The organism is Winogradskyella eximia (assembly GCF_003386165.1).
In the GTDB taxonomy this organism is placed as follows: Bacteria; Bacteroidota; Bacteroidia; order Flavobacteriales; family Flavobacteriaceae; genus Winogradskyella; species Winogradskyella eximia.
Genome location: NZ_QRDV01000009.1, coordinates 175,212 through 200,999, shown reverse-complemented (window position 1 = coordinate 200,999; position 25,788 = coordinate 175,212). Strand labels below are relative to the sequence as shown.

Annotated in this window: 17 protein-coding genes and 2 tRNA genes; 16 read left to right on the top strand and 3 right to left on the bottom strand. The window is 32.2% G+C overall.

Annotated features, from left to right (window positions below; translation table 11 throughout):
• Positions 1-226: 226 nt before the first annotated feature.
• Positions 227-2,662, top strand: coding sequence for a helix-turn-helix domain-containing protein (locus DFQ10_RS16985; RefSeq protein WP_115818639.1), 2,436 nt, complete (start codon positions 227-229; stop codon positions 2,660-2,662).
• 49 nt (positions 2,663-2,711) lie between these two features.
• On the opposite strand, the gene DFQ10_RS16980 is transcribed toward DFQ10_RS16985, so the two are convergent.
• A complete protein-coding gene (locus DFQ10_RS16980) occupies positions 2,712-3,854 on the bottom strand; it encodes an acyl-CoA dehydrogenase (protein ID WP_115818638.1) in 1,143 nt (380 codons plus the stop codon).
• Positions 3,855-3,946: 92 nt separating this feature from the next.
• On the opposite strand from DFQ10_RS16980, the gene DFQ10_RS16975 reads away from it, so the two are divergent.
• The 10 genes from DFQ10_RS16975 (at position 3,947) to DFQ10_RS16930 (ending at position 13,243) form a co-directional block, all read left to right on the top strand.
• On the top strand, positions 3,947-5,008 hold the full coding sequence (locus tag DFQ10_RS16975; protein WP_115818637.1) for an anhydro-N-acetylmuramic acid kinase: 1,062 nt from the start codon (positions 3,947-3,949) through the stop codon (positions 5,006-5,008).
• Between the two features lie 309 nt (positions 5,009-5,317).
• Entirely contained in the window at positions 5,318-6,826 is a 1,509-nt protein-coding gene (locus DFQ10_RS16970; RefSeq protein WP_115818636.1) for a hypothetical protein, read from the top strand.
• Positions 6,827-6,918: 92 nt separating this feature from the next.
• Positions 6,919-8,145, top strand: coding sequence for a Glu/Leu/Phe/Val dehydrogenase dimerization domain-containing protein (locus tag DFQ10_RS16965; protein WP_115818646.1), 1,227 nt, complete (start codon positions 6,919-6,921; stop codon positions 8,143-8,145).
• A 12-nt stretch (positions 8,146-8,157) separates the two neighbouring features.
• Entirely contained in the window at positions 8,158-9,549 is a 1,392-nt protein-coding gene (nhaD, locus tag DFQ10_RS16960; protein ID WP_115818635.1) for a sodium:proton antiporter NhaD, read from the top strand.
• Between the two features lie 76 nt (positions 9,550-9,625).
• On the top strand, positions 9,626-10,321 hold the full coding sequence (locus tag DFQ10_RS16955) for a MotA/TolQ/ExbB proton channel family protein (RefSeq protein WP_115818634.1): 696 nt from the start codon (positions 9,626-9,628) through the stop codon (positions 10,319-10,321).
• A 4-nt stretch (positions 10,322-10,325) separates the two neighbouring features.
• Positions 10,326-10,718 (top strand): ExbD/TolR family protein, encoded by a 393-nt coding sequence (locus DFQ10_RS16950; RefSeq protein ID WP_115818633.1) that lies wholly within the window; start codon positions 10,326-10,328, stop codon positions 10,716-10,718.
• A gap of 71 nt (positions 10,719-10,789) precedes the next feature.
• Entirely contained in the window at positions 10,790-11,686 is an 897-nt protein-coding gene (locus DFQ10_RS16945; protein ID WP_115818632.1) for an energy transducer TonB, read from the top strand.
• A gap of 1 nt (position 11,687) precedes the next feature.
• Positions 11,688-12,905: a bifunctional folylpolyglutamate synthase/dihydrofolate synthase gene (locus DFQ10_RS16940; RefSeq protein WP_115818631.1), complete on the top strand. Its 1,218-nt coding sequence runs from the start codon at positions 11,688-11,690 to the stop codon at positions 12,903-12,905.
• 63 nt (positions 12,906-12,968) lie between these two features.
• Positions 12,969-13,043: transfer RNA gene (locus DFQ10_RS16935), tRNA-Val, on the top strand.
• A gap of 125 nt (positions 13,044-13,168) precedes the next feature.
• Positions 13,169-13,243 (top strand) — tRNA-Val (locus DFQ10_RS16930).
• 374 nt (positions 13,244-13,617) lie between these two features.
• Here DFQ10_RS16930 and DFQ10_RS16925 read toward each other — a convergent pair.
• Together DFQ10_RS16925 and gldJ are read right to left on the bottom strand one after the other, a co-directional pair.
• Positions 13,618-14,898: a UDP-N-acetylmuramoyl-tripeptide--D-alanyl-D-alanine ligase gene (locus tag DFQ10_RS16925; protein ID WP_115818630.1), complete on the bottom strand. Its 1,281-nt coding sequence runs from the start codon at positions 14,896-14,898 to the stop codon at positions 13,618-13,620.
• A gap of 160 nt (positions 14,899-15,058) precedes the next feature.
• Entirely contained in the window at positions 15,059-16,741 is a 1,683-nt protein-coding gene (gldJ, locus tag DFQ10_RS16920; protein WP_115818629.1) for a gliding motility lipoprotein GldJ, read from the bottom strand.
• 270 nt (positions 16,742-17,011) lie between these two features.
• Here gldJ and porU point away from each other — a divergent pair, with 270 nt between their 5' ends.
• The 5 genes from porU to DFQ10_RS16895 all read left to right on the top strand — a co-directional run bounded on the left by porU (position 17,012) and on the right by DFQ10_RS16895 (position 25,758).
• The gene (gene porU / locus DFQ10_RS16915) at positions 17,012-20,932 is read left to right on the top strand and encodes a type IX secretion system sortase PorU (RefSeq protein ID WP_317124895.1); all 3,921 of its coding nucleotides are present in this window, start codon (positions 17,012-17,014) and stop codon (positions 20,930-20,932) included.
• A 199-nt stretch (positions 20,933-21,131) separates the two neighbouring features.
• Complete coding sequence (gene porV, locus DFQ10_RS16910; protein WP_115818628.1) at positions 21,132-22,409, top strand: type IX secretion system outer membrane channel protein PorV; 1,278 nt, start codon at positions 21,132-21,134, stop codon at positions 22,407-22,409.
• A 124-nt stretch (positions 22,410-22,533) separates the two neighbouring features.
• Positions 22,534-23,016 (top strand): cytidine deaminase, encoded by a 483-nt coding sequence (locus DFQ10_RS16905; RefSeq protein WP_115818644.1) that lies wholly within the window; start codon positions 22,534-22,536, stop codon positions 23,014-23,016.
• 111 nt (positions 23,017-23,127) lie between these two features.
• The gene (gene pdhA, locus DFQ10_RS16900) at positions 23,128-24,129 is read left to right on the top strand and encodes a pyruvate dehydrogenase (acetyl-transferring) E1 component subunit alpha (protein WP_115818627.1); all 1,002 of its coding nucleotides are present in this window, start codon (positions 23,128-23,130) and stop codon (positions 24,127-24,129) included.
• A gap of 3 nt (positions 24,130-24,132) precedes the next feature.
• Complete coding sequence (locus tag DFQ10_RS16895; RefSeq protein WP_115818626.1) at positions 24,133-25,758, top strand: pyruvate dehydrogenase complex dihydrolipoamide acetyltransferase; 1,626 nt, start codon at positions 24,133-24,135, stop codon at positions 25,756-25,758.
• Positions 25,759-25,788 lie beyond the last annotated feature (30 nt).

The following is a 25,788-nucleotide window of genomic DNA, read 5'->3' as shown; positions in this document are numbered from 1 at the left end:
TGTGGAAGAGTAGGTCGCCGCCTTTTTTATATCGATTTTAATCGATATTTGTAAAACCCTTACTAGATAACTAGTAAGGGTTTTTTTTGTTTATGCGACATAGTAATAGAAATACCATAAAAGGTAAACGCCTATAAAAACTAAGAAAAATGTTTAGTCTTTATAGGTTTTTTGATTAGCTTTAATCAATAAATAACTTTTATGTTTGTTTATTTTCTCACTTGATATGAAAAATACAGAATTACAGTTGGCTTGGAACTTTGTTAACAATACCAATAGAAATATATTTCTTACGGGTAAAGCAGGCACTGGTAAAACAACCTTTTTACATAAACTCAAATTAGAGTCTCAAAAACGAATGGTTGTTGTTGCTCCAACTGGAGTTGCTGCCATTAATGCTAAAGGAGTAACAATCCATTCTTTCTTTCAAGTGCCATTTGGACCTATTTTACCTGATACGGATTTGAATTCTTCTGCTGGCTTTAATAGAAAGTTTAGTAAAACCAAAATTGATATTATTAAGTCGCTTGATCTTTTAGTTATTGATGAAATAAGTATGGTAAGAGCTGATTTGTTAGATGGTATAGATAAAACTCTAAGACGTTTTAAAAATCGTAATTTAGTTTTTGGAGGAGTACAATTACTAATGATAGGTGATCTACAACAGTTATCACCTGTAATTAAGGAGCATGAATGGAGATTATTAAGCCCTTTTTATAAGAACGCTTTTTTCTTTAGTAGTCAATCTTATCAGCAATGTAATGCTATAACGATAGAATTGAAACATATATATAGACAAGAAAACCCCTTATTTATTGATATTCTTAATGAAATTCGGAGTAATAAATTAAGTAAATCTTCAGCTGATGAATTAAATAAACGTTACCAACCTGAATTTATTTCAAATGAAAATGATGGATATATATCATTGACGACACATAATAATAAGGCAAGTCAAACTAATAGACAAGAGCTCGAAAAACTTAAGAGCGAATTAAAAACTTATAAAGCAGTTATTAAAGGAAATTTTCCAGAGAATTCATATCCAAATAAAGAAGAATTAAAATTAAAGGTAGGTGCACAAGTAATGTTTGTAAAGAATGATAGCTCTCCAGACAAACGCTATTATAATGGTAAAATCGGTAAAGTAATTTTATTAGATAGAGATGAAGTTGTGGTTAAATGTCCCGATGATGACTTTAATATTATTACTAAACCAGAAGTATGGGAAAATATAAAATATACCGTAGATTCTGATACTAAGGCTATCTCTGAAGATAAAATAGGTAGCTATACACAAATGCCTTTACGCTTGGCTTGGTCCATTACAATTCATAAAAGTCAAGGATTAACCTTTGAAAAGGCCATAATAGATGCAGAAGGAGCTTTTGCTCATGGACAAACATACGTCGCTCTAAGTCGTTGTAAATCTCTTGAAGGTTTAGTTTTAAAAAGTAAAATCACGTCAAATCAAATAATCAGTGATGGTAATGTTATTACTTTTAATGAAGAAGCAGAAGCAAAACAACCCAATAATGATATATTACAACAATCTAAGAGACTATTTCAGTTAGACTTAATTTCTGAGATTTTTGATTTTTTTAAGTTTATATATCCAGCAAATAGAATTTTAGATATTTATTACAAAAATAGGGGGAGTATAGAAGGTAATATTGAAAAACCACTGAATACTATTAAAGATTGTATAACTAATTTATTAAAAGTTAGTACTTCATTTAATACTCAGTTAAAATCAATAGGTGATTCTTTGGACATTCCAGAGTCTAATGTTTCCATACAAGAACGGTTTGTAAAAGCTATTATTTATTTTGAGAATCAAACAAAATCAACAATAGAAACAGCGTTAAAAACTTTAGCTTTTACAACAGATAATAAAACTATTGAGAAAGATATAAATAAGCAATATGATGAATTGGAGGAGTTACTCGCAACTAAGTTATTGTATTTTGAAGGTTTAAAAAAAGAATTTAATGTAAAACAGTTTTTAGGATTAAGAGCTAAATCTGTTTTCCTAGCTAAAGATAAACCCAAAAAAAATCGTAAAACTGTTATTGACGGAACGACAAATATTGAACTTTTTGAATTATTAAGAGAACTAAGAAATCAAATTGCAAAGCGAGAAGATTTAGTACATTTTCAAATTTTCACTCAAAAATCTCTTTATGCTATGTGTGAAATTTTGCCTGTTACTAAACAAGAACTTAATGAAGTTCATGGCATGGGCAAAACAAGAATTGAAAAATATGGATCGGAAATATTAAGGGTTATCAAATCCTATTGTGAAGAAAATGATATCGAAACTTTAAATGAAGCACCAGTTATTGAAGAATTAAAACCCAAAAGGAATAAAGGAGATACTAAGAAAATATCTTTAGAATTATTTAAAAGTGGAAAATCAATTGATCAAATTGCATTAGAACGAGAATTAAATGTAAATACAATTTTTGGACATTTAGCCAGTTTTATTACTTCAAAAGATATTGCAATCACTGATCTAATGTCTAAAGCCCATTATTCAGAATTAAAGAAAATTATACCTACTAAAACTTTTGATAACCTTTCAGATTTAAAACATCAACTCGATGATAAATTCTCGTATGGGGAATTAAGAATAGTAGTTAACGAACTATCGGAAAATTAAAAGGCTCCAAAATTAAATTTTGAAGCCTTTAAATATTTTTTAAATAAAATTATCCTTTTATTAAACCACGCGATATTACAATCTTCTGTATCTCTGAAGTGCCTTCATATATCTGAGTAATTTTCGCATCACGCATTAAACGTTCAACGTGGTATTCTTTTACAAATCCATTACCACCATGAATCTGAACAGCTTCTACAGTATGTTCCATAGCCACTTTACTGGCATAAAGTTTAGCCATAGCACTAGACATGTCATAATTATTACCTTGGTCTTTATCCCAAGCTGCTTTCATTACCAACATTCTAGCCGCTTCGATTTCAGTATGCATATCTGCCAATTTAAAAGCAATGGCTTGATGATTGCAAATTTCTGTTCCAAAAGCTTTACGTTCTTTAGAGTATTTTAGTGCTAATTCATAAGCACCAGCTGCAATTCCTAAAGCTTGAGCTGCAATACCAATTCGCCCTCCAGAAAGGGTTTTCATTGCAAATCTAAAACCAAATCCATCTTCACCAATTCTATTTGATTTAGGGACTTTTACATCATTAAACTGTAATGTGTGTGTATCACTACCACGAATTCCTAATTTATCTTCTTTAGGTCCAATATCAAAACCTGGCATTCCTTTTTCAAGAATAAAAGCATTGATACCGTGAGATCCTTTGTGTTTATCAGTTTGGGCGATAACTAAATAAACTTCTGCACGTCCACCATTGGTAATCCAGTTTTTTGTTCCATTAAGGATGTAGTGGTCACCTTTATCTATAGCAGTTGTTTTTTGAGACGTTGCATCACTGCCAGCTTCTGGTTCACTTAAGCAAAATGCACCTATACATTCACCTGTAGCTAATTTAGTCAAGTATTTTTGTTTTTGCTCTTCGTTACCATACGCTTCAAGGCCATAACAAACCAATGAATTGTTTACGGAAACCATCACAGAAGCAGAGGCGTCAATTTTAGATAATTCTTCCATAATTAATACGTAAGAAATGGCATCCATACCACTTCCGCCATATTTAGGATCTACCATAATACCTAAAAATCCAAGCTCGCCCATTTTGCGAACTAAGCTTTCAGGAAATTTTTGAGCATTATCTCGTTCTATAACACCAGGAAGTAATTCTGTTTGAGCAAAGTCTCTCGCTGCATCACGAATCATTATATGCTCTTCTGTTAAACTAAAGTCCATAAACTATAAATATTTATTGATTTCTTAAAATTTTGATGCAAAGATAATTTTTTATTAGCGTATTTTCAATAAGTAATATTATTTTTACTAATATGATAAAATTTAATTTCAAAGTCTTAGGTATAATGTCTGGTACATCATTAGATGGTATAGATATAATCAATGTTAACTTTTCATACAATAAACACTGGAGTTTCAAAATACTTAATGCAGAAACTATAGAATATTCAACACAATGGAAATCTACTTTAAGTCAATTGGTTACTATGCCAATGGATCAATTAGAAATTCTAGATTCTAACTATTCAGAATATTTAGCAAGTGTAATATTAGATTTTATAAATAATAATTCAATTAAATCTATAGATTTTATCGCTTCTCATGGTCATACTGCTTTACATCAACCCGAGAATGGGCTAACATACCAGATAGGAAATCAACAGCTTTTAGCAAATAAACTAAATCAAAAAGTTATATGCGATTTCAGAGTTCAAGATGTAGCTCTAGGAGGTCAAGGCGCACCATTAGTGCCTATAGGAGATAGATTATTGTTTAGTGATTATGAATTTTGTTTAAATTTGGGAGGCTTTGCTAACATCTCTTATGAATTAAATAATGAAAGAATTGCTTTTGATATTTGTCCTGTTAATATTGTTTTGAATCATTATGTTTCAAAATTAGGTTTAAATTATGATGATAAAGGAGATATAGCTTCAACAGGAAATATTAATCAAAATTTATTATTTCAACTCAATAAACTTAATTATTATAACGAGGCACCACCTAAATCTTTAGGATTAGAATGGGTTGATTTAAATATTTTTCCTTTGATTGATTCATTTTATCTTAAAATGGAAGATATCTTAAGAACATTTGTTGAGCACATTGCCATACAAATTTCTAAGGTTTTAATAAAAAGTGATACAAAAGTATTAGTTACAGGAGGTGGAGTTTTTAATGAATTTTTAATGAATCGAATTCGAAATTTTTCAAAATCGGAAGTTATTATTCCCACTCGTGAGATTATAGAATATAAAGAAGCTTTAATTTTTGGCTTACTTGGAGTGCTTAAAGATAGAAATGAGGTAAATTGTTTAAAGAGCGTTACAGGGGCAAAACGGGATCATTCTTCAGGTGTAATTTATACAGTTTAACGTTTTTTACTATAGTTATTAATTACTTTTGTAACATCTTTTATTCAAGTTATTAAAAACGATATCAGAATACTCTTTATACTTTTAGTGCACAAAAATTCAAGCTGAAATTTTTGTGATTAAACAAAGTAAAGATTTGTAAAAATTTACACCTTTTAAAGATATATTTAGCTTTATAATGTCATAAGTAAATAGGTTTCACGTTATGCTGAACTAGTTTGAAAAAACGTGAATAATAAAAATGACCCTAATAATTTTTAGTATTTTTAAAAATTGTAAATCAATATTATAACCACTTTAATTACTAATATGAAATCATTACTTTTTAGCATCTGCTCAATTATTTGTGTAATAACTTTTCAAGCTCAAGAACAAACATTCGCTGATTTTGAATGGTCAGAATTGACTAATAATAGAGTTTCGGGTTCGCTAAGTCCTATTTTAGCTTTTCCTTCAGAATCTGGTTTTACAATGTATAGTGTTGAAAAATTTGGCTCTCAATTTTATGCTCCAAAAATTATTAACATCACTAAATTTGATGCTTTTGGGAAACCTACTTCTGCTATAGATTTTAAACTACCAATTCGTTTATTAAAAGACGCAGCACTCTTGAAGATTATTGAAGGTGATAACAAATTGTATTTCTTTTCAAATATTGCTGTAAAGAAAGATGGCAAGAATGTCTTATATGCTCAAATTTATGATAATGAAACTCATCGAGTTTCAGATCCAATCGAATTATATACGATTCCATTTGAGAAAATAAATAACTCTGGATTTTTTGAAATAGCTAGCTCTTCAAATAAAAGGACTTTTGCCGTTTTAGTTAATCAATTATTTGAAAAGAAAACTAATGAAGCCATTACTGTACTAACATTTGATGAAAATTTAAATAAGCTTTCAGAAAGCACTCATACATTGTCTTTTGAAAGTGATCGCGCCTATAATGAATCTTTGTTTGTTGAAAATGATGCAACTGTAAATATTATTAAAAAAACAGATACGTTTAAAAAACATCCCATTACTACTATAATTACTGTAAAAGGTAATGATGTAAAAGAACAGCAAGTTTCTACAGAAGGGTTTTATATTTCTGATTCTAAAGTAATTAGTTATAATGATTCCCAATTCTTAGTAGGTTTTGCAACAGATAATGCAAAACCAACAGTTTCAGTTGGCGGAGCAAAAGACGATAGCTTTTTTATATATAATATTTCTGAAGGCAATCTTATAAAAAATCAAAAATGGTCACAAGATACTAGAAAACGTGTGCTAGGTAAGGGGTATCTTAATTTAAAAATAAAAGATGTTTTAATGGATAACGAAATTGTTTACCTAATTGGGGATTGTTATTCCACAGACTCTGAAGAGATTGATGGTAAAAATTTTGAATACAACTACACACATAGGTTTGGTCCTGGAATTGTAATTAAATTAGATATTAATGGAAGTGTGATATATGAGACACCTATAAATTACGGAGAAGATTACCTAAATAGAATGGAAGTTTTGGGTTCGTTTTTTCCGTTTTTAGACAATGGCCAATTTTTTGTTTTAGCAAATGAAAAAGAATATATATTGAAAAACAAAAAAATAGTGTTTGGTAGTGAAAAAGCTAATGCTAAAGCGATTGTTTTAAAATCTTTTGATGATGAAGGTAACATAAAAACAATACCATTTTGGAATAGTGAAACTGGAGGTGAAAATCAATATGCCACATTTGCACCAACCCAAACCATATTAATTAAAGATAAAGCTTTCTACATTTATGCTACAGGTAAGGAAAAACATAAATTTGGAAAAATGACATTGAAATAATGTATGATAGTTTTGAATAATATTAAAAAGGCTTAACTATAAAGCCATTTTTGTTTTTATATTTGTTACACTAAATAAATAGACTAAAATTGATAAAAGATTTACTTCAGAAATACGAAAATAAGACTCCCGAAATCGTATTTCATTGGAATGACCCAGAAACTGAAGCTGAAGGTTGGACAGTAATTAACTCTCTTAGAGGAGGAGCAGCAGGAGGAGGAACTAGAATGCGCAAAGGATTAGATAGAAATGAAGTATTGTCTCTTGCTAAGACTATGGAAGTTAAGTTTACGGTCTCAGGTCCTGCTATTGGTGGAGCAAAATCTGGAATCAATTTTGATCCACAAGATCCAAGAAAAAAAGGTGTTTTAGAACGTTGGTATGCTGCCGTTTCTCCATTATTGAAAAGTTATTACGGAACTGGTGGTGATTTAAACGTTGATGAAATCCACGAAGTGATTCCAATCACAGAAGAAAGTGGTGTATGGCATCCTCAAGAAGGAGTTTTTGAAGGACATTTTAAACCAACACAAGCTGATAAAATTAATAGAATCGGTCAGTTAAGACAAGGTGTTATAAAGGTTTTAGAAAATCCAAAATACTCTCCAAGTGTAAGCAGAAAATTTACTGTAGCAGATATGATAACAGGCTATGGTGTTGCCACTGCAGCTATGCACTTTTATGATATTAATGGAGATTCAATAAAAGGTAAACGTGTCGTTGTTCAAGGTTTTGGAAACGTTGGTGCAGCTGCAGCTTTTTACTTTGCTCAAATGGGAGCTAAAATTGTAGGTATTATAGATAGAGTAGGTGGATTAATTAATGAAGAAGGATTCTCATTTAAAGAAATTACAGATTTATATCTTGCCAAAAATGGAAATACTTTAGTGGCAGATAACCTTATTCCATTTAACGATATAAATGAGCAAATTTGGTCATTACAAACTGAAGTGTTTGCACCTTGTGCAGCTTCTCGATTAATAACTCAAGACCAAATAGATCAAATGATTTCTACAGGTTTAGAAGTGATTACATGTGGTGCAAATGTACCTTTTGCAGATAAAGAAATTTTCTTTGGTTCTATTATGGAGCATACCGATCAAAAAGTAAGTTTAATACCAGATTTTATATCAAACTGTGGAATGGCAAGAGTGTTTGCTTATTTCATGGAACGAAAAGTATTAATGACAGATGACGCTATTTTTAATGACACATCTAAAGTTATAAGGAAAGCGTTAAAAGAAGTACATAAAAATAATCCAACAAAAATAGGCATAAGCGAAACAGCATTCGAAATTGCATTAAGACAACTAATATAAAAATCCTTTGAAATGGAAACAGTAATAATCCTTGTATTCGTTTTTGGCTATTTAGCTATTACGTTAGAACATAATATAAAAATCGATAAATTAATTCCTGCTTTAGTAATGATGGCTATAAGTTGGGCTTTAATTTCATTAGGAGTAGATAACTTTTCTCAATGGTTTGATTCTGCTAACCATAGCTTAATGGAAAATTTTGGATTGCTTCCGCATGAAGAAAAAATGCACTTAATGGAAGAAACATTACTACATCATTTAGGTAAAACAGCCGAGATTTTAGTGTTTCTATTAGGAGCCATGACTATTGTTGAAATCATCGATTATTTTGATGGTTTTTCAACGATTAAAAACGCTGTTAATTTTAATAGTAGAAGGAAGCTGCTTTGGATGTTTTCAATACTAGCGTTTATACTTTCTGCTATAATAGATAACTTAACTGCAACTATTGTTTTAATATCAATTCTTCAAAAAATAGTAAAAGAAAGAGAAGTAAGGATTTGGTATGCTGGTTTAATTATTATTGCTGCGAATGCAGGTGGTGCATGGTCACCAATTGGTGATGTAACAACAACAATGCTTTGGATTGGTAATAAAGTATCAACAGGTAAATTACTCTCTTATTTATTTATTCCTTCATTGTTATGTATGGTTGTACCAACTTTTATTGCTTCTTTTTTAAAGCCTTTTAAAGGGACTTTAGAATTGCAAGAATCAGATGGTAAACCAAAGAATAAATTCAGTTCTACAATGTTGTTTTTAGGATTAGGTGCTATTATTTTTGTCCCTATATTTAAAGTAATTACACATTTACCTCCATACGTTGGTATGATGCTTTCATTAGGAGTTGTAGCTATATTTGCAGAAGTTTACAGTAATTCAAAATTTGCTATCTCAGAGGTAGGGTCAGAAGAGCATTCTTCTGGTGCAAGCCATAGTCCTGTGCATCATTCATTATCTAAAATTGAATTACCAAGTATATTGTTTTTCTTAGGAATTTTAATGGCAGTTGCTGCTTTAGAATCTTTAGGGATCTTATTTGGTTTCGCGGGTTCTTTACAGGAATCAATGCCAATGTTAGGTACTGAGTTTCATCATGAAGGTGTCTCGGATTTAGTGGTGTTACTTTTAGGAGTTGGATCAGCTGTTATTGATAATGTACCATTAGTTGCAGCAAGTTTAGGAATGTTCTCAGAACCATTAGACAATGAACTTTGGCACTTTATTGCTTATTCAGCAGGTACTGGAGGAAGTATGTTAATCATAGGTTCTGCAGCTGGAGTTGTTGCAATGGGAATGGAAAAAATTGATTTCTTTTGGTATTTAAAGAAAATATCTTGGTTGGCATTTGTTGGTTTTATAGCTGGTGCTGCTGCTTTTATGGTAACAAGAGCAATTTTTTAATAATAAACACATAAATATACTTAAGCTAAAAACTTAACGTTATAACAAAACAAACTTAAAAATTAAACATTTTAGTATGATATCATTAAGTACTATTCAAGATGAAGTAGCTGTTTTAACTGAGGGAGAATCAGTTGAAAAAACGTTATCTATTATTGAATTAATTACAAGTGGAGGAACATCAGGAATGGTGATTATATTCATTTTATTTCTGCTCCTAATAGTAGCTATTTATATTTATTTCGAACGAATTTTTGCTATAAAAGCAGCTTCTAAGGTCGATTCAAATTTTATGAATCAGATTAAAGATCATGTCAGTAATGGTAAGATTGATTCGGCTCAAATGTTATGTGCACAACAAAATTCACCTGTATCAAGATTAATTGCAAAAGGAATTACCAGAATAGGGAAACCTCTTGAAGATATTAATACAGCTATTGAAAATGCGGGTAGATTAGAAATCTATAACTTAGAAAAGAACGTTAGTGTTTTGGCTACTATTTCTGGTGTCGGACCAATGATTGGTTTCTTAGGTACTGTAATTGGTATGATTATTTCAATTTTTGAACTAGCTAACGCAGGAGGAACAATTCAAATGGATGTTTTAGCAAGTGGATTATACACAGCTATGACAACTACCGTTGGTGGACTTATTGTTGGTATTGTCGCTTATGTTGCTTTTAACCATGTTGTTGGAAGAACCAATAAAGTGGTATACCAAATGGAAGCTAATTCTATTGAATTTTTAGATCACTTAAACGAACCAATCTAATTTTATGAATATTAGAGGAAGAAATAAAGTAACACCAGAATTCAATTTCGCGTCCATGACCGATATTGTGTTCTTGTTATTAATCTTTTTTATGATAGCATCAACTTTAGTGAGTACTAATGCCATTGACATTGTATTACCTAAAGCAAGTGGAAAGACTGAAAATAAGAAATCCACTGCTGTAAGTATCAAAAAAGATTTAAGCTATTATATTGATCAGAAACGTGTTGGTGAAAGCGTTCTAGAAACAGAGTTAATTTCCATTCTGTCTAATCAAGATGCGCCAACAATAGTATTAAGAGCTGAAAAATCTGTACCTGTAGAAAATGTGGTGAAGGTTATGGATATTGCTAATAGAAATAAATTTAAAGTAATACTAGCAGTACAGCCAAATTAACGGCATCATTATTGAAATAAATTAGTTTTACCATAAAGGTTAAAATAACCAAAGAGGTTTATTTAAAACAAATGAAATACCTAGACACCAAACACGAACGTAATTCTGCAAGCATCACTGCTCTTATTGTTTTGATACTGCTGTTGCTATTGTTTGTTGTTGGACCTCAATATATGGATCCACCAGAAGAATATGGTGTAGCAGTAAACTTTGGGACCACAGATTTTGGTAGCGGTAATAAACCATTAAGTGAACCTAAAAAGGCTGTTGAAGAAAAAATAGTAGAAGAAAGTGCTGTTGAAGAAGTGGTACCGGAAGAATCACAAGTAACACCTACTGAAGCGGCAACCAAAGCCGAAGAAGTGATGACACAAGATAATGCTGAAGCTATTGCAATAAAAAAGCAAAAAGAAGCAGAGGCAAAGGCGAAAGCGGCAGAAGCGAAAGCTAAAGCAGAGGCTAAAGCAGCTGCAGAAAAGATAGAGCGAGAAAAACGCGAAGCTGAAGAGAAGAAACGTGCTGAAGAAGCTGAGAAAAAGAGAAAGCTCGATGCTATGATTGGAGGTGTAAAAAATGCTGAAGGTAATACAGATGGAGGAGAAGGACCAGATAGCCAAGGTGGCAATAAAGGGCAATTAGATGGAGATCCTTATGCTGCGAGTTATTTTGGAGGTTCGGGACCAGGAAAAGGAGGCGTTGGTTATGGATTAGGTGGTAGAGGAAGACCTTCTAAGCAAATTTATAAGCAAGAGTGTAATGAATATGGTTTGGTAGTTGTTAGAATTGAAGTTAACAGACAAGGTAAAGTTGTAAAGGCTGAACCAGGAATTAGAGGAACAACCAATACACATCCTTGTTTGCTTGAACCAGCAAAAAAAATTGCCATGTCTCATAAGTGGCCTGCTGATTCAGAAGCACCAACAACTCAAGTTGGTTTTGTAAGTATTAATTTTGATGTAGGTCAATAGAATGAATTATTTAGATACTGTGAATTGGATGTTTCAACAACTTCCAATGTATCAAAATAAAGGCAACTCTGCTTTTAAAAAAGATTTAACCAATACCATAAATCTAGCAAAACATTTAAACCATCCAGAATGTAAATTTAAGTCCATTCACGTTGGTGGTACAAATGGAAAAGGTTCTACAAGCCATATGTTGGCTTCTATTTTGCAAGAATCGGGATACAAAGTGGGATTATATACATCTCCGCATTTAAAGGATTTTAGAGAGCGTGTGCGTATCAATGGCGAGGTAATTAGTAAATCATCTGTTATTGGTTTTATAAAACGAAACAAAGCATTTTTAGAAGCAAATCAGCTGTCTTTCTTTGAAATGACTGTTGGCATGGCATTCGATTATTTTGCGAAACAGAAAGTTGATATAGCACTAATAGAAGTCGGATTGGGAGGTCGATTAGATTCTACAAACATTATTACACCATTATTATCTGTTATTACAAATATTGGTCTCGATCATACACAGTTTTTGGGTACTACACTTAAAGAAATTGCAGGTGAAAAAGCAGGAATCATAAAAAACAATATTCCAGTTGTAATTGGTGAAACACATTTAGAAACTAAAAACGCATTTATAAACAAAGCCAAAGAAACACATTCTCCTATTTATTTTGCAGACCAAATAATTAAAGACGTTTTAGAAAGTGATTTGCAAGGTTCTTACCAAATTAACAATATTAAAACTGTATTGCAGTCGGTAAACATTTTAAAGGGCATCGGATTTCATATATCTTCTAAAGATGTAAAATCGGGACTTTTAAATGTAGTCGTAAATACAGGTTTACAAGGACGTTGGCAGGTTTTAGGGAATCAACCTAAGATTGTCTGCGATACTGCGCATAACAAAGAGGGTTTAGGTTATACCATGCAGCAAGTAAAAAATGAAACGTATAATAAGCTTCATATGGTTTTTGGAGTTGTAAATGATAAGGATTTGGATGCTATTATTCCATTGCTACCAAAGCGTGCAACGTACTATTTTTGTAAACCAGACGTTCAACGAGGGTTAGATGCTAAATTATTACAGTCTTATTTTAAAAAAAATGACTTACATGGAATTTGTTATAATAGTGTCTCTGAAGCTTTAACTAGCGCAAAATCAAATGCTAACATAGACGATTTTATTTATGTTGGAGGTAGTACTTTTGTAGTAGCAGAAATAATTTGATTTTTTTTCTAAAAATGTTTTGAGATATTAAAAACTAGACTATCTTTGCAGTCCTAATTATTAGGGCGACTAGCTCAGTTGGTTCAGAGCACTTGGTTTACACCCAAGGGGTCAGGGGTTCGAATCCCTTGTCGCCCACTTAAAAAAGGAAATCCGATTTGAATATTCAAATCGGATTTTTTGTTTTTATAAAAGGACTGGTGAAAGCTAATAATAGTGTCTTTAGGTATAGATAGTCTTTTTACTTTTTAATATCATATATAGGGGCATTAACTCAGTTGGTTCAGAGTGTCACGTCGACAACGTGGAAGTCACTGGTTCGAATCCAGTATGACCCACTGCAGTAGATAAATCCACAAATTATTGTGGATTTTTTTTATACTAACTTAGTTCTGAAAACCTAGGTAGAACTTAAAATTTTAAAGTGGTGTTTCAGTTTTTAGGTTTTAATCAAATACTTGCTTTTTTCCTAAGACCTATCCCAAAATTTAAAATTCATTTGCATTATTTGATGAGTATTTCTAACGTATAACTTTTGTCTTATTTTAAGAAGCCTTATAATATATAAAAAGCATTTTTAAAACAATATACGCTTTACGAGAAGTTAATGGATATGAGTGCTATTTAGTTATTGAATGGTATAATAATTAAGATGACTATAACTGTCGTTGAGACTAATAAAGCTATAGGAGTAGTAATTGTTTAAAATGTGTTACAATAGCTCTAAAATTCGCTCTAATGCCATGCCTCGTGAGCCTTTAATTAAAACTGTTGAGTTTTTAAGTTGAAGGTCTTGTAAGAGCGGTTTTAAATCTTCAAAGCTAGAAAATTTTTGTATTCCTTCTTTAGAAGTCGTTTTATAGAAGTTTTTACCAATTAGATAGACATTGTTTTTAAAATTTGCCTCTATAAAATCGACGATGCTCTGATGTTCTTTTTCTGCTTCAGATCCTAATTCAAACATATCTCCAAGAAACAAATATTTGTTTTCCGCTTGTAATTGTTTGATGTTTTTTAAAGCAGCCAACATGCTGGTAGGATTCGCATTATAGGCGTCGAGAATGATTTTTGTAGACTCTTTTTCAATGATTTCTGAACGGTTATTGTCTGGTTGGTAGTTTTCAATAGCCTCTTTTATACATTCTGTACTCACTTTAAAATAGTTCCCAATTGCTACTGCTACTGCTATATTCCCATAATTATAATCACCAATAAGTTGACTTTCAATTAATGTGTTGTTATAATTGAGACTAACATAAGGATTTGCATTTTTAAATGTTACAACACAGTTATTATTTAAATCAGAACCAAAGGTTATAATGTTGTTATAGTTTCCAATTTGCTGTACTTGCTTCTCGTCATTATTATTTATAAAAGCAATTTTGTTATTCTGCTTTAAGAAATCATAAAGTTCAGATTTAGCTTTTATAACTCCTTCAATACTGCCAAAACCTTCTAAGTGTGCTTTTCCAAAATTGGTAATTAATCCATAATCGGGCTGTGCAATTGAACATAAAAATTTAATCTCATTCTTATGGTTAGCTCCCATTTCAACAATTCCAAAATCCAAATCTTTGGTAAAACTTAGTAATGTTAGAGGTACACCAATATGGTTGTTAAGGTTTCCTTTAGTTGCTTTTACTTTAAAAGTTGTAGATAAAACAGCATTAATAAGTTCTTTGGTGGTTGTTTTGCCATTACTTCCTGTTAGCGAAATAATAGGAATTTTAATAGTGTTTCTATGGTGTGTTGCTAGGTCTTGAAGCGTTGTTAGTACATCTTCAACTAAAATACAGTTAGCATTAATATTAGCAGTAATATCATCTATTACACAATACTTAGCACCTCCATCAAATGCTTTTTGAACAAATTTATTACCATCAAAATTATCACCTTTAAGTGCAAAGTACATACAGTCTTGATGTAATTTTCTGGTATCGGTAGAAATGGAAGAACAGGAATTAAATTTTTGATATATATCTGCTATTTTCATGTGCTAATGATTATTGTCCTTTAATTGATGTATGATAAGTGTTCTTATGAATATTTATGCTCGCTATACGTACTTCTTAAAAGAACTTCTTTGGTAGGCTTAAAAATAAAAAAGTCCTGATAAATTTATCAGGACTTTTTAAAATATTATTTAACGTTTCTTAATTACGTCTTTTTCCTCCTTTTTGGCTCTTAGAACCAACTCTAGATACTGCACATCTAAAGCCAATATAATCTGTTGCCATGTCTTGTGGGAAGTAACGACGTTGTGCTGGGTCAATCCAGTAAGCTCTGTCTCTCCAAGAACCTCCTTTATAAACTCTTACTTCGTCATTAATTAAAGATGTTCTGCTATTAGATTGATCGTATTCTCTAACTAGAGTACCTTCAGTAGAATCTACTTCAACTCTATGCTTAGGTGAGTTATACATTTTTCCAGTAGTACTTTTCTTAGCACCTTCAGATTCATCAAAGCTTTCTCTGTAGTATCTAGAAGAACTCTTGTCACCATCTCTAAAGTTTCTGTTGTCACTTTCACTAAAGTTAGTTCTTAAATAGGTTTCTTCTTCGTCAATTGGAATTCTTGCGATTTCACCTGGTAAATCTCTAGCTACAATTTTACCATTTGGTAAAGTATCGTAAACAATTTCGTCAGTAGTAACAATTTTTACAGTACCATCTTCATTAATTGCGTTCTTAGTGTATACATTTCCTCTGTAGTAGTTAAAGTCGTTAAACTCGTCATCTACTATAGGTCTGTAAACATCAGCAACCCATTCTGCAACATTACCAGCCATGTCATATAAACCGTAATCATTTGGTGAGTAAGTTTTAACTTCAGCAGTAATATCAGCACCATCATCAGACCAACCTGCAATTCCACCGTAATCACCTTTTCCTTGCTTAAAGTTAGCCATTTGATCTCCACGATTTACACGTTTTCCAGATCTTGTATATTGACCATCCCAAGGGTATTTTTTACGTCCTCTATAAACGTTAAAACTACGTAACTCACTCATTCCTAAAGCAGCATATTCCCACTCAGCTTCTGTTGGTAGTCTGTATTTTACTGTAATTGCACCAGATTCTCTATTAGCATAAATGTTAATAGGGTTACCATCTGCATCAGTTTGTTGTCTTCTTTTACCTCCTTCTAATACATCAGAGTTACCTCCATAAGTTTCTGTAGGAGCATTGATATAAGTATCTACATCAAAAGTGCTTTCTGCACTCAAATCTGTATATTGAGCATCTCTTTTAATGTAACCAGCATCTTGTAAAGATAATTCGGCTACTCGGTTTGATCTCCAATTAGCGTATTCTACCGCTTGAATCCAACTCACACCTACTACTGGGTAATTTGCATATCCAGGATGACGTAAATAGTTTTCGGTCATCATTTCGTTATAACCTAAACGATTTCTCCATACTAAAGTATCTGGAAGTGCACCTTTATAGATTAATGCAAAATCTGGGTTATCTGGAGGGTAAACACTTTTTAAATAATCTAAATAATATAGATAATTAATATTGGTAATTTCAGTTTCATCCATGTAGAATGACTGAATGTGTTGTTGATTTGGCGTATTGTTCCAATCATGCATCGGATCATCTGCTACTTTACCCATTGTAAAAGTTCCACCTTCAATGAAAGCAGTTCCAGGAGGTGTTTCCTGTTCTTTAAATTGGGTATTATACTGAAAACCTCCTTGTTTATCGTTGATTTTCCAGCCAGTGGCACTATCTACATTGCCAGAATTAGAAGAACGATTACAACTCACAATTGAGGCGCAAAGCGTTACTGCTATTAAAAATTTTAGGTTTGAGACATGTTTCATATCCATACGTTTAAGTAAGCTCGTTTAATTTTAGAGTCGCAATATAACAATTAAAGGTAAACTGACAACTTTTTTTTGCGTCTAAATGCAAAAAAATGTGCATTTCGTCCTTTTTTTTGAACATAACAACGGACTTTTTTCGATTTATCGGTGTATTTTGCTCCTTAATAACGGCTGTAGAAATGAATTATTGTTGTATTTTTGAAATAAAAATTCTGACGTCATAATAACGTGCTTTAATGGACGTTATTTTATTGTGAAATAGATGGATTTGTTATGAGAATAACATTTTTCGAAGTTTTACATACGGTTAAAACTGAAAATGAATACATGAAAAATTGCTATTTAATCACTTTATTATTGATTACAACATTTGGTTTTGGTCAACAAAAGCAATTCAATATTAATTGGAATGGGTATAAAGTCTTAGAAACAGCTTACAGTAAAATTGAAGTGCCTGCTTTTGATGTTGACCATTTTAATTATAGTGAAGATAGCGGATTAACTTTTTTTGCGCAATGGGAAAGTAATGGAAGTCTAATTGATGAAAATTCTATTCAACTAACTAATGTTGCTTATGAAACGATTACATCATCAGAATTAAAAGATTTAAATCTTCAAAATATACCAAATGCACCAAAGTTTAGTATTAATAATACTAATGCTAGAGATACTCGTGGTTACTATTTTCAAGTAAGTCCTATTATTAAGGATAGAGGTATCTACAAAAAAATAACTTCATTTACTATCATATATAGTACACGTTCTGGTCGTTCAGCCAATAGCACTATGGGTATAAATGAATTAACTAACTCAGTGCTTAGCTCAGGTCAATGGTATCGATTTTATATTGAAGAGTCTGGCGTGTATAGATTATCTAAAAGCTTTTTAAGTGATTTGGGAATTAATACTAATTCGGTAGATCCAAGAACAATTAAAGTATTTGGAAATGGAGGAAGAATGTTGCCTTTAGAGAATTCTGCCAATTATCCTTTTGATGTTGTAGAAAATGCAGTTAAGTTTATTGGTGAAGACGATGGTAGCTTTGATAGTAATGATTACATTCTTTTTTATGGTGAAGGCCCTAAAACATATAATGAGGAAAGCGAAACCAATATAAACTTATACACAGATAAAACATATTATTATGTAAATGTAAGTTCTGGAAGCGGAAAACGTATTCAGACTATGCCAACTATAGAAGCAGCTGCAGATATTCAAATCAATACGTTTCAAGACTATCAATATTATGAAGTAGATACGCATAATTTAGCAAAATTAGGACGTGAATGGTATGGTGATGATTTTGATATTGAAAATCAAAGGTCTTATGAGTTTGAATTTCCAAACTTAGTGATAAGTGAACCGGTGGATTTTAATATTAAAGTTGGTTCTGTATCCGAAGTGCCAACAACCATGGCTATTACAATAAATGGAACTGAAGTTTCAAATATAGGATTAGGTATCATAACTCCGGGTTCTCTTTTAGGGACGAGTCGTACTTATGCTAATGCACTAAATATTGCAGGTGATGCTATTACTGTAGTGTTCGATTATAATAATAGTGGAAATCCTTCAGCAAATGCATTCTTAGATTATATTAATATTGAAGCCACTAGAAATTTAATTTACGAAGGCGGGCAATTAGCATTTAAAAATAAGGAGACTATTACAACGCCGGGAATTGCACAATATAATTTAACAAATACGACGTCGTTAAGAGAAATATGGGATATTACAGATCGATTCAATATTAGTAATATTGTAAATATAACTAATGAAAGTGAAATAAGTTTTAAAGCTCCATCAGGTGAACTTAGAAACTATTTGGCTTTTTCTAATTCAAGTGTTTTACAGCCAATAAAAGATGCTAGGTCTTCTGTGGCTAATCAAAATTTGAAGGGTACAATTTTTAATAATTCACAAGGACAATTTGAAGATATAGATTATATCATTTTAGCTCCATCTCAATTCTTGGCACAAGCTGAGCGTTTGGCTCAAATTAATAGAGATCAATACAGTTTAAACGTTAAAGTAGTGGACTTACAATCTATTTACAATGAATTTAGTACAGGAAGCCAAGATATTGCAGCATTAAGAAATTTTATTAAATATGTGTATGATAATGCTAGTACACCTAGTAAAAGGTTAAAATACTTATGTTTATTTGGAGATGGTTCTTACGATTATAAAAATAGGCTAAATAATAATACTAATCTGGTGCCTTCTTGGTATTCTACAGAGAGTTTTAGTCTTACCAACTCTTTTGTTTCAGATGATTTTTATGCTATGTTAGATGATAATGAGGGAGGCATGAGAACTAATATCGATCGCATGGATGTTGCTGTTGGTCGGATTTTAGTAGAGGATGTTCAAAGAGCCACAGAGATGGTAGATAAAATAAAGTCTTATTACCAGCCAGAATCATTGGGAAGTTGGAGGAATAATATAGTTCTTATTTCTGATGATGTGGATGAAGATTGGGAAAGAAGCTTACAGGAAACTACAGATAATTTAGGGACAACTTTAGGGGAAGAAAAACCATTCTTAAATGTTGTAAAGATTCATTCTGATGCTTATGAGCAAGAATCCTCAGCTGCAGGTAATCGCTATCCTAAAGTTAATGAAGCTATTAAAGATGCGATTGAAGTTGGCGCATTAGTTGTAAATTATTTTGGGCATGGAGGTGAAGATGGTATTGCCAAAGAACGTATTTTTGATAAGTTTGATTCTCAGGAAGTTAATAACATATGTAAGTATAATTTATTTATCACTGTAACTTGCGAATACACTAAATTCGATGATCCTGATAGAGATACGGCAGGTGAGTATACGTTTTGGAACATTAATGGTGGTGCAGCGAGTTTAATTACAACAACACGTCAAATAGCAGAAATTAATGGAAGGGTTTTCAATCTTGCTTTAGATAACTACCTATATGCTTTTGGGTCTAATGATTATCCATCCGTTGGAGAAGCGTTGCGATTAACTAAAGTATCTAATAATATAGCTGGTATTAATCAGAAAAGATTAGTATTCCTTATTGGTGATCCAGCAATGAAATTGGCTTTTCCTCAGCCAGACATTAGGTTAACTAAGGTAAACGATGTTGCAATTACTGAACCTATAGATACATTAAAAGCTTTGGCTTCTACAAAATTATCAGGTGAGGTAGTTGATTCAAATGGCAATTTGTTATCAAATTACAATGGTGTATTAACTGCAACGGTTTTCGATAAAGAAATTGAACGTCAAACTTTGGCTAACGACGGAACTACAGATTCGAGTGGTTTAATAATTATGGATTTTACAACATTAGGTGAAGTGATTTTTAAAGGTCAGGCAAGTGTTGTTAATGGCTTATTTGAATTCAATTTTATTGTACCGAGAGATATTGGTATTCCTGTTGGTAATGGTAAAGTCAGTTTTTATGCCCAAACAGAAAGTCCTGTTTCTGATCAAGCAGGTTCAAATTTTGATATTAAAATTGGAGGTATTAATGAAAATGCTCCAACAGATAATGTAGGTCCAGTGATTAATCTATATATGAATGATGAAAATTTCGTTTCTGGTGGTATCACTAATGAATCGCCTACTTTATTAGTTAATCTTTATGATGATAACGGAATTAATACAGCAAGTGGAATTGGTCATGATATTACAGCGATTATAGACGGAGACGAAACCAATCCGGTTGTGTTAAATAATTATTACCAAGCCAATGTGGATGATTATACTAATGGAAAAGTCAGTTATCCATTTAGAGATTTAGAGCCAGGTTTACATACCTTAACATTAAAAGCTTGGGATGTTTATAATAATTCATCAACCACAGAAATTCAGTTTACTGTTTTTGATGAAGATGAAAAATTAGTCATTAATAACGTATTAAATTATCCAAATCCTTTTGTAAATTATACAGAGTTTTGGTTTAACCACAATAGTTCAGAGCCTTTAGATATATCGGTTCAGATATTTACAGTGTCTGGTAAATTAGTAAGAACTATCAATGGACAAACAAATGCAGATGAATGTTGCTATAATGGTTCATCTTCATTATCTCGAAGTACAGTTTGGGACGGAAGAGACGATTTTGGTGATAAAATAGGAAAAGGAGTGTATATCTATAAACTAAAAGTGAAATCTAATCGTTTAAATAAACAAGTCGAAAAGATTCAAAAATTGGTAATATTATAAAATACTTGAATGCTTTATAATTATAAAGAAAGCTATTTGCAGTTTTATAGCCAATGTCTTTAATAATAATTTGAAACACAAATACAATAGAAACAAATTATAAGAGTTATTTTAATGATAATTTGTAATTAAAATAATAATTTATATTTGCAAACGATTTAATACTGCGTAAACGGTATTAATACTTCAAAAATTGAACATGAAAAAATACACCATTACCCTTATCGCTTTTGCGACAATTAGCTTAATCTTTGGACAAGAAGTAACTCTAAGTGTTCCTAATAGTTCAGATAGTAGAGTAATTACAACAGGTTTACCATTTATGCTTATTTCACCAGATGCAAGATCAGCATCAATGGGAGATATGGGAGTAGCAACATCTGTAGATGGATTTTCTCAACAATACAATCCTGCAAAATATGCGTTTTCTGAGGCTAAACAGGGTATTGGTTTAAGTTATACTCCTTATTTAACGAGGTTAGTTAATGATATTTCATTAAGCTACTTAACCTATTTCAACAGAATAAATGAATATAGTGCTTTTTCTGCGAGTTTTAAATATTTCACTTTAGGGGAAATAGTATTAACACAAGATGCAACATCACCTGGCGTAGCTGTAAAACCAAATGAATTTGCAGTAGATGCGGCTTATGCTTTAAAATTAAGCGATCAATTCTCAATGGCTGTAGCATTGCGTTATATGCGTTCTGCTTTAAGATTGCAAGAAACAGATCCTAATGCTAATCCAGGGAGTACTTTTGGTGCAGATATTACAGGTTATTACCAAAGTGAAGAAGAAGCTTATAGTGATTTTAATGGTCGTTGGAGATTAGGTTTTGCGATTCAGAATTTAGGACCAAGATTTAAGTACGATGATGGTGGGCAAGAAGTATTTCAACCTACTAATTTAAGATTAGGTGCTGGTTTCGATTTTATTTTTGATGAATATAGTAAGTTAGCAGTATCTGCAGAGGTGTCTAAATATTTAGTGCCAACACCACCAATTTTGGGTGATAAACTAGTATTTACAGATGTTGATGGAAATGGAGAATACAATCCTGAAGACGAGGATTTTCAAACAGAAGAGCAATTAGCAGCATCTGGTAATCAAAATGATCCAAGTGATGATGTTATTCTTGAAGGTAAAGATACAGATGTTAGTTTTTTAAGTGGAGTTTTTCAATCTTTTGGTGATGCGCCAGGTGGTTTTAGTGAAGAACTTAGAGAGTTCACTTGGGCTTTAGGAGCAGAATATACGTATCAAGATAGTTTTGCTTTTAGAGCAGGTTATTTTAACGAGTCAGATGATAAAGGAGCACGAAAGTTTTTTGCATTAGGTGCTGGTTTTAAATACACCACTATTAATGTAGATTTATCATATTTATTTTCAGCTTCAAAAATTCAAAGTCCATTAGAAAATACGTTACGTTTTTCTCTAACATTTAATTTTGGAGCAGGAGAATATGATGAATATTAAAAATTTATACTTAATTTAGATACTAAAGAACTATTGTTTAACCCAAACAATAGTTTTTTTGTCTAATGCCAATTTGAAATTTGTGAGTAGTAGATTTTAGATGGCAATAATAAATTGTAAGTTTATGAAAGAAGTCAAAATAGAAACCACGTTACAAGTCTATGATGATATAAATGAACTTCCCAAATCTATACAGAATCTTATGGATTCTGCGATAGAGGCTCGGGAAAATGCTTATGCTCCTTATTCCAAATTTAATGTAGGAGCGGCTATTTTACTTGATAATAGCATTGTGGTCATTGGTAGCAATCAAGAGAATGCGTGCTTTCCTTCAGGTTTGTGTGCAGAACGTACTGCTATATATTATGCTGGAGCAAAATATCCAAAAGCTAAGATTTTAAAAATGGCAATAACGGCATCTTCTCAAAACCAAGTAACAGATAAACCTATTCCTCCGTGCGGATCTTGCCGTCAAGCGATAGCAGAATACGAAATAAAACAAAATCAGCCTGTCGAAATTTATTTCATGGGAGCCAAAGGTAAGGTTGTAAAATCAAACTCATTAGCCAACTTACTACCACTTCTTTTTGAAAGTTCAGTATTATAGGGTTTTCGTTACAGTAAATTCAGTAATTTCTTTTTTTTTTACGATATACTGTTTCTTCATTATTTTCTAAATCATTATTTTTGTTATTCTATTTAAAGAACTCAACAAGAAATGCAAAAAATAACTAAAGAAGTTTACCTAAAGTGGTACGAGGACATGTTGTTCTGGCGAAAGTTTGAAGACAAACTTGCAGCAGTATATATTCAACAAAAAGTTAGAGGATTCCTTCATTTATATAATGGACAAGAAGCTGTTTTAGCAGGTGCATTACATGCAATGGATTTAACTAAGGACAAGATGATAACGGCTTACCGTAATCACGTTCAGCCAATTGGTATGGGAGTAGATCCTAAACGTGTAATGGCAGAGTTATTTGGAAAAGCAACTGGTACTTCTCAAGGTCTTGGTGGTTCTATGCATATTTTCTCTAAAGAACACCGTTTTTATGGTGGTCACGGTATTGTAGGTGGTCAAATACCTTTAGGAGCTGGTATTGCTTTTGGTGATAAATATCACGATAAGGATGCCGTAACTATTTGTTGTTTTGGTGATGGTGCTGCAAGACAAGGTTCGTTGCATGAAACTTTTAACTTAGCTATGCTATGGAATTTACCAGTAGTTTTTGTTTGTGAAAACAATGGCTATGCGATGGGAACTTTAGTAGCACGTACAGCAAATCATACGGATGTTTGGAAACTGGGATTAGGTTATGAAATGCCTTGTGGACCAGTAGATGGTATGAACCCGATTAAAGTTGCTGAAGCTTTTGATGAAGCGATTCAACGTGCAAGAAAAGGTGGAGGGCCAACATTTTTAGAAGTGAAAACGTATCGTTATAGAGGTCACTCAATGTCAGATGCACAACACTATAGAACAAAAGATGAGGTTGAAGAATACAAGAAAATTGATCCTATTACACAAGTAAAAGATATTATTCTTGAAAAGAAATATGCAACAGAAGCTGATTTAAAAGCTATTGATAAGGATGTGAAAAAACGCGTTTCTGAATGTGAGAAGTTCGCTGATGAATCTCCATATCCTGAAAAGAATGTGATGTACGATGTTGTGTACGAGCAAGAAGATTACCCATTTATAGACCACAAAATAAAATAAACTATGGCAGAAGTAATAAATATGCCGCGTTTGAGCGACACCATGGAAGAAGGAACAGTTGCCTCTTGGTTAAAGAAGGTTGGTGACAAAGTTGAGGAAGGTGATATATTAGCAGAAATTGAAACTGATAAAGCAACTATGGAGTTTGAGTCTTTTAACGAAGGTACTTTACTTCATATTGGTATTCAAGAAGGTGAGACGGCTAAAGTAGATACACTTTTAGCTATCATTGGTGATGAGGGAGAAGATATTTCTAGCTATTTAAACGGAAGTGCTGAGGTTGAAAAATCAGATGCTGCTCCAGAAGCTAAAGAAGAAGAAGCAAAAGATATTTCTGATGTAGATTTCGATTCTAAACAAGAATTGCCAGAAGGAGTTATAGTTGTTACCATGCCACGTTTAAGTGATACCATGGAAGAAGGAACTGTGGCTGCTTGGTTAAAGAAAGTTGGAGATGAAGTTGAAGAAGGAGATATTCTTGCAGAAATTGAAACAGATAAAGCGACTATGGAGTTTGAATCTTTTCAAGCAGGTACTTTATTGCATATAGGCCTTAACGAAGGTGAATCTGCAAAAGTAGATTCATTGTTGGCTATTATTGGCCCAAAAGGAACGGATGTTTCTAATGTCGCTAAAAACTTCAAAGCAGAAGGAGGTGAGGCTAAGAAAGACGCACCTAAAGTGGAGGCTAAAAAAGAAGCACCCAAAGCAGAACCTAAAAAAGTAGAAGTAAAGAAAGAAACTCCTAAGGTTTCAACTTCAACTTCGACGTCTGGTAGAATTTTCGCTTCACCATTAGCCAAAAAAATGGCAGAAGAGAAGGGAGTTAATTTAGCTCAGGTTAAAGGTTCTGGCGAAAACGGAAGAATTGTAAAGAAAGATATTGAAAACTTTACTCCATCAGCTCAAGGAGCTTCGGTTGGTAAATTTGTACCAACAGGTCAAGAGGATTTTGATGAAGTACCAAACTCAAACATGCGTAAAGCGATTGCTAAGAACTTAGCAAAATCTAAATTTACGGCACCACATTATTATTTAAATGTTGAGTTTGATATGGAAAATGCAATTGCATTTAGAATGCAATACAATTCTATTCCAGATACAAAAATTTCATATAATGATATGATTGTTAAAGCGTGTGCTTTAGCATTAAAACAACATCCGCAAGTTAACTCTCAGTGGTTTGATGATAGAATGCAATTAAACAACCATGTACATATTGGTGTTGCAGTTGCAGTGCCAGATGGTTTATTAGTACCAGTTGTTAAATTTGCAAACGAGCAAAGTTTAACTCAAATTGGTGGAGCTGTTAAAGAATTAGCAGGTAAAGCTAGAAATAAAAAGTTAGGACTAGATGAAATGGAAGGTAGTACTTTTACAATTTCTAACTTAGGAATGTTTGGTATTGATAGTTTTACTTCAATTATCAATCAACCTAATTCAGCTATTTTATCTGTTGGTAACATTGTAGAAAAACCAGTGGTTAAAGGAGGACAGATTGTTGTAGGTAATACTATGAAATTATGTTTAGCTTGTGATCACAGAACTGTAGATGGAGCTACAGGAGCTCAATTCCTTCAAACATTGAAAGGATATATTGAAAACCCTGTAACGATGTTAGTATCATAAATTATCATTCTGAACGTGTTTCAGAATCTA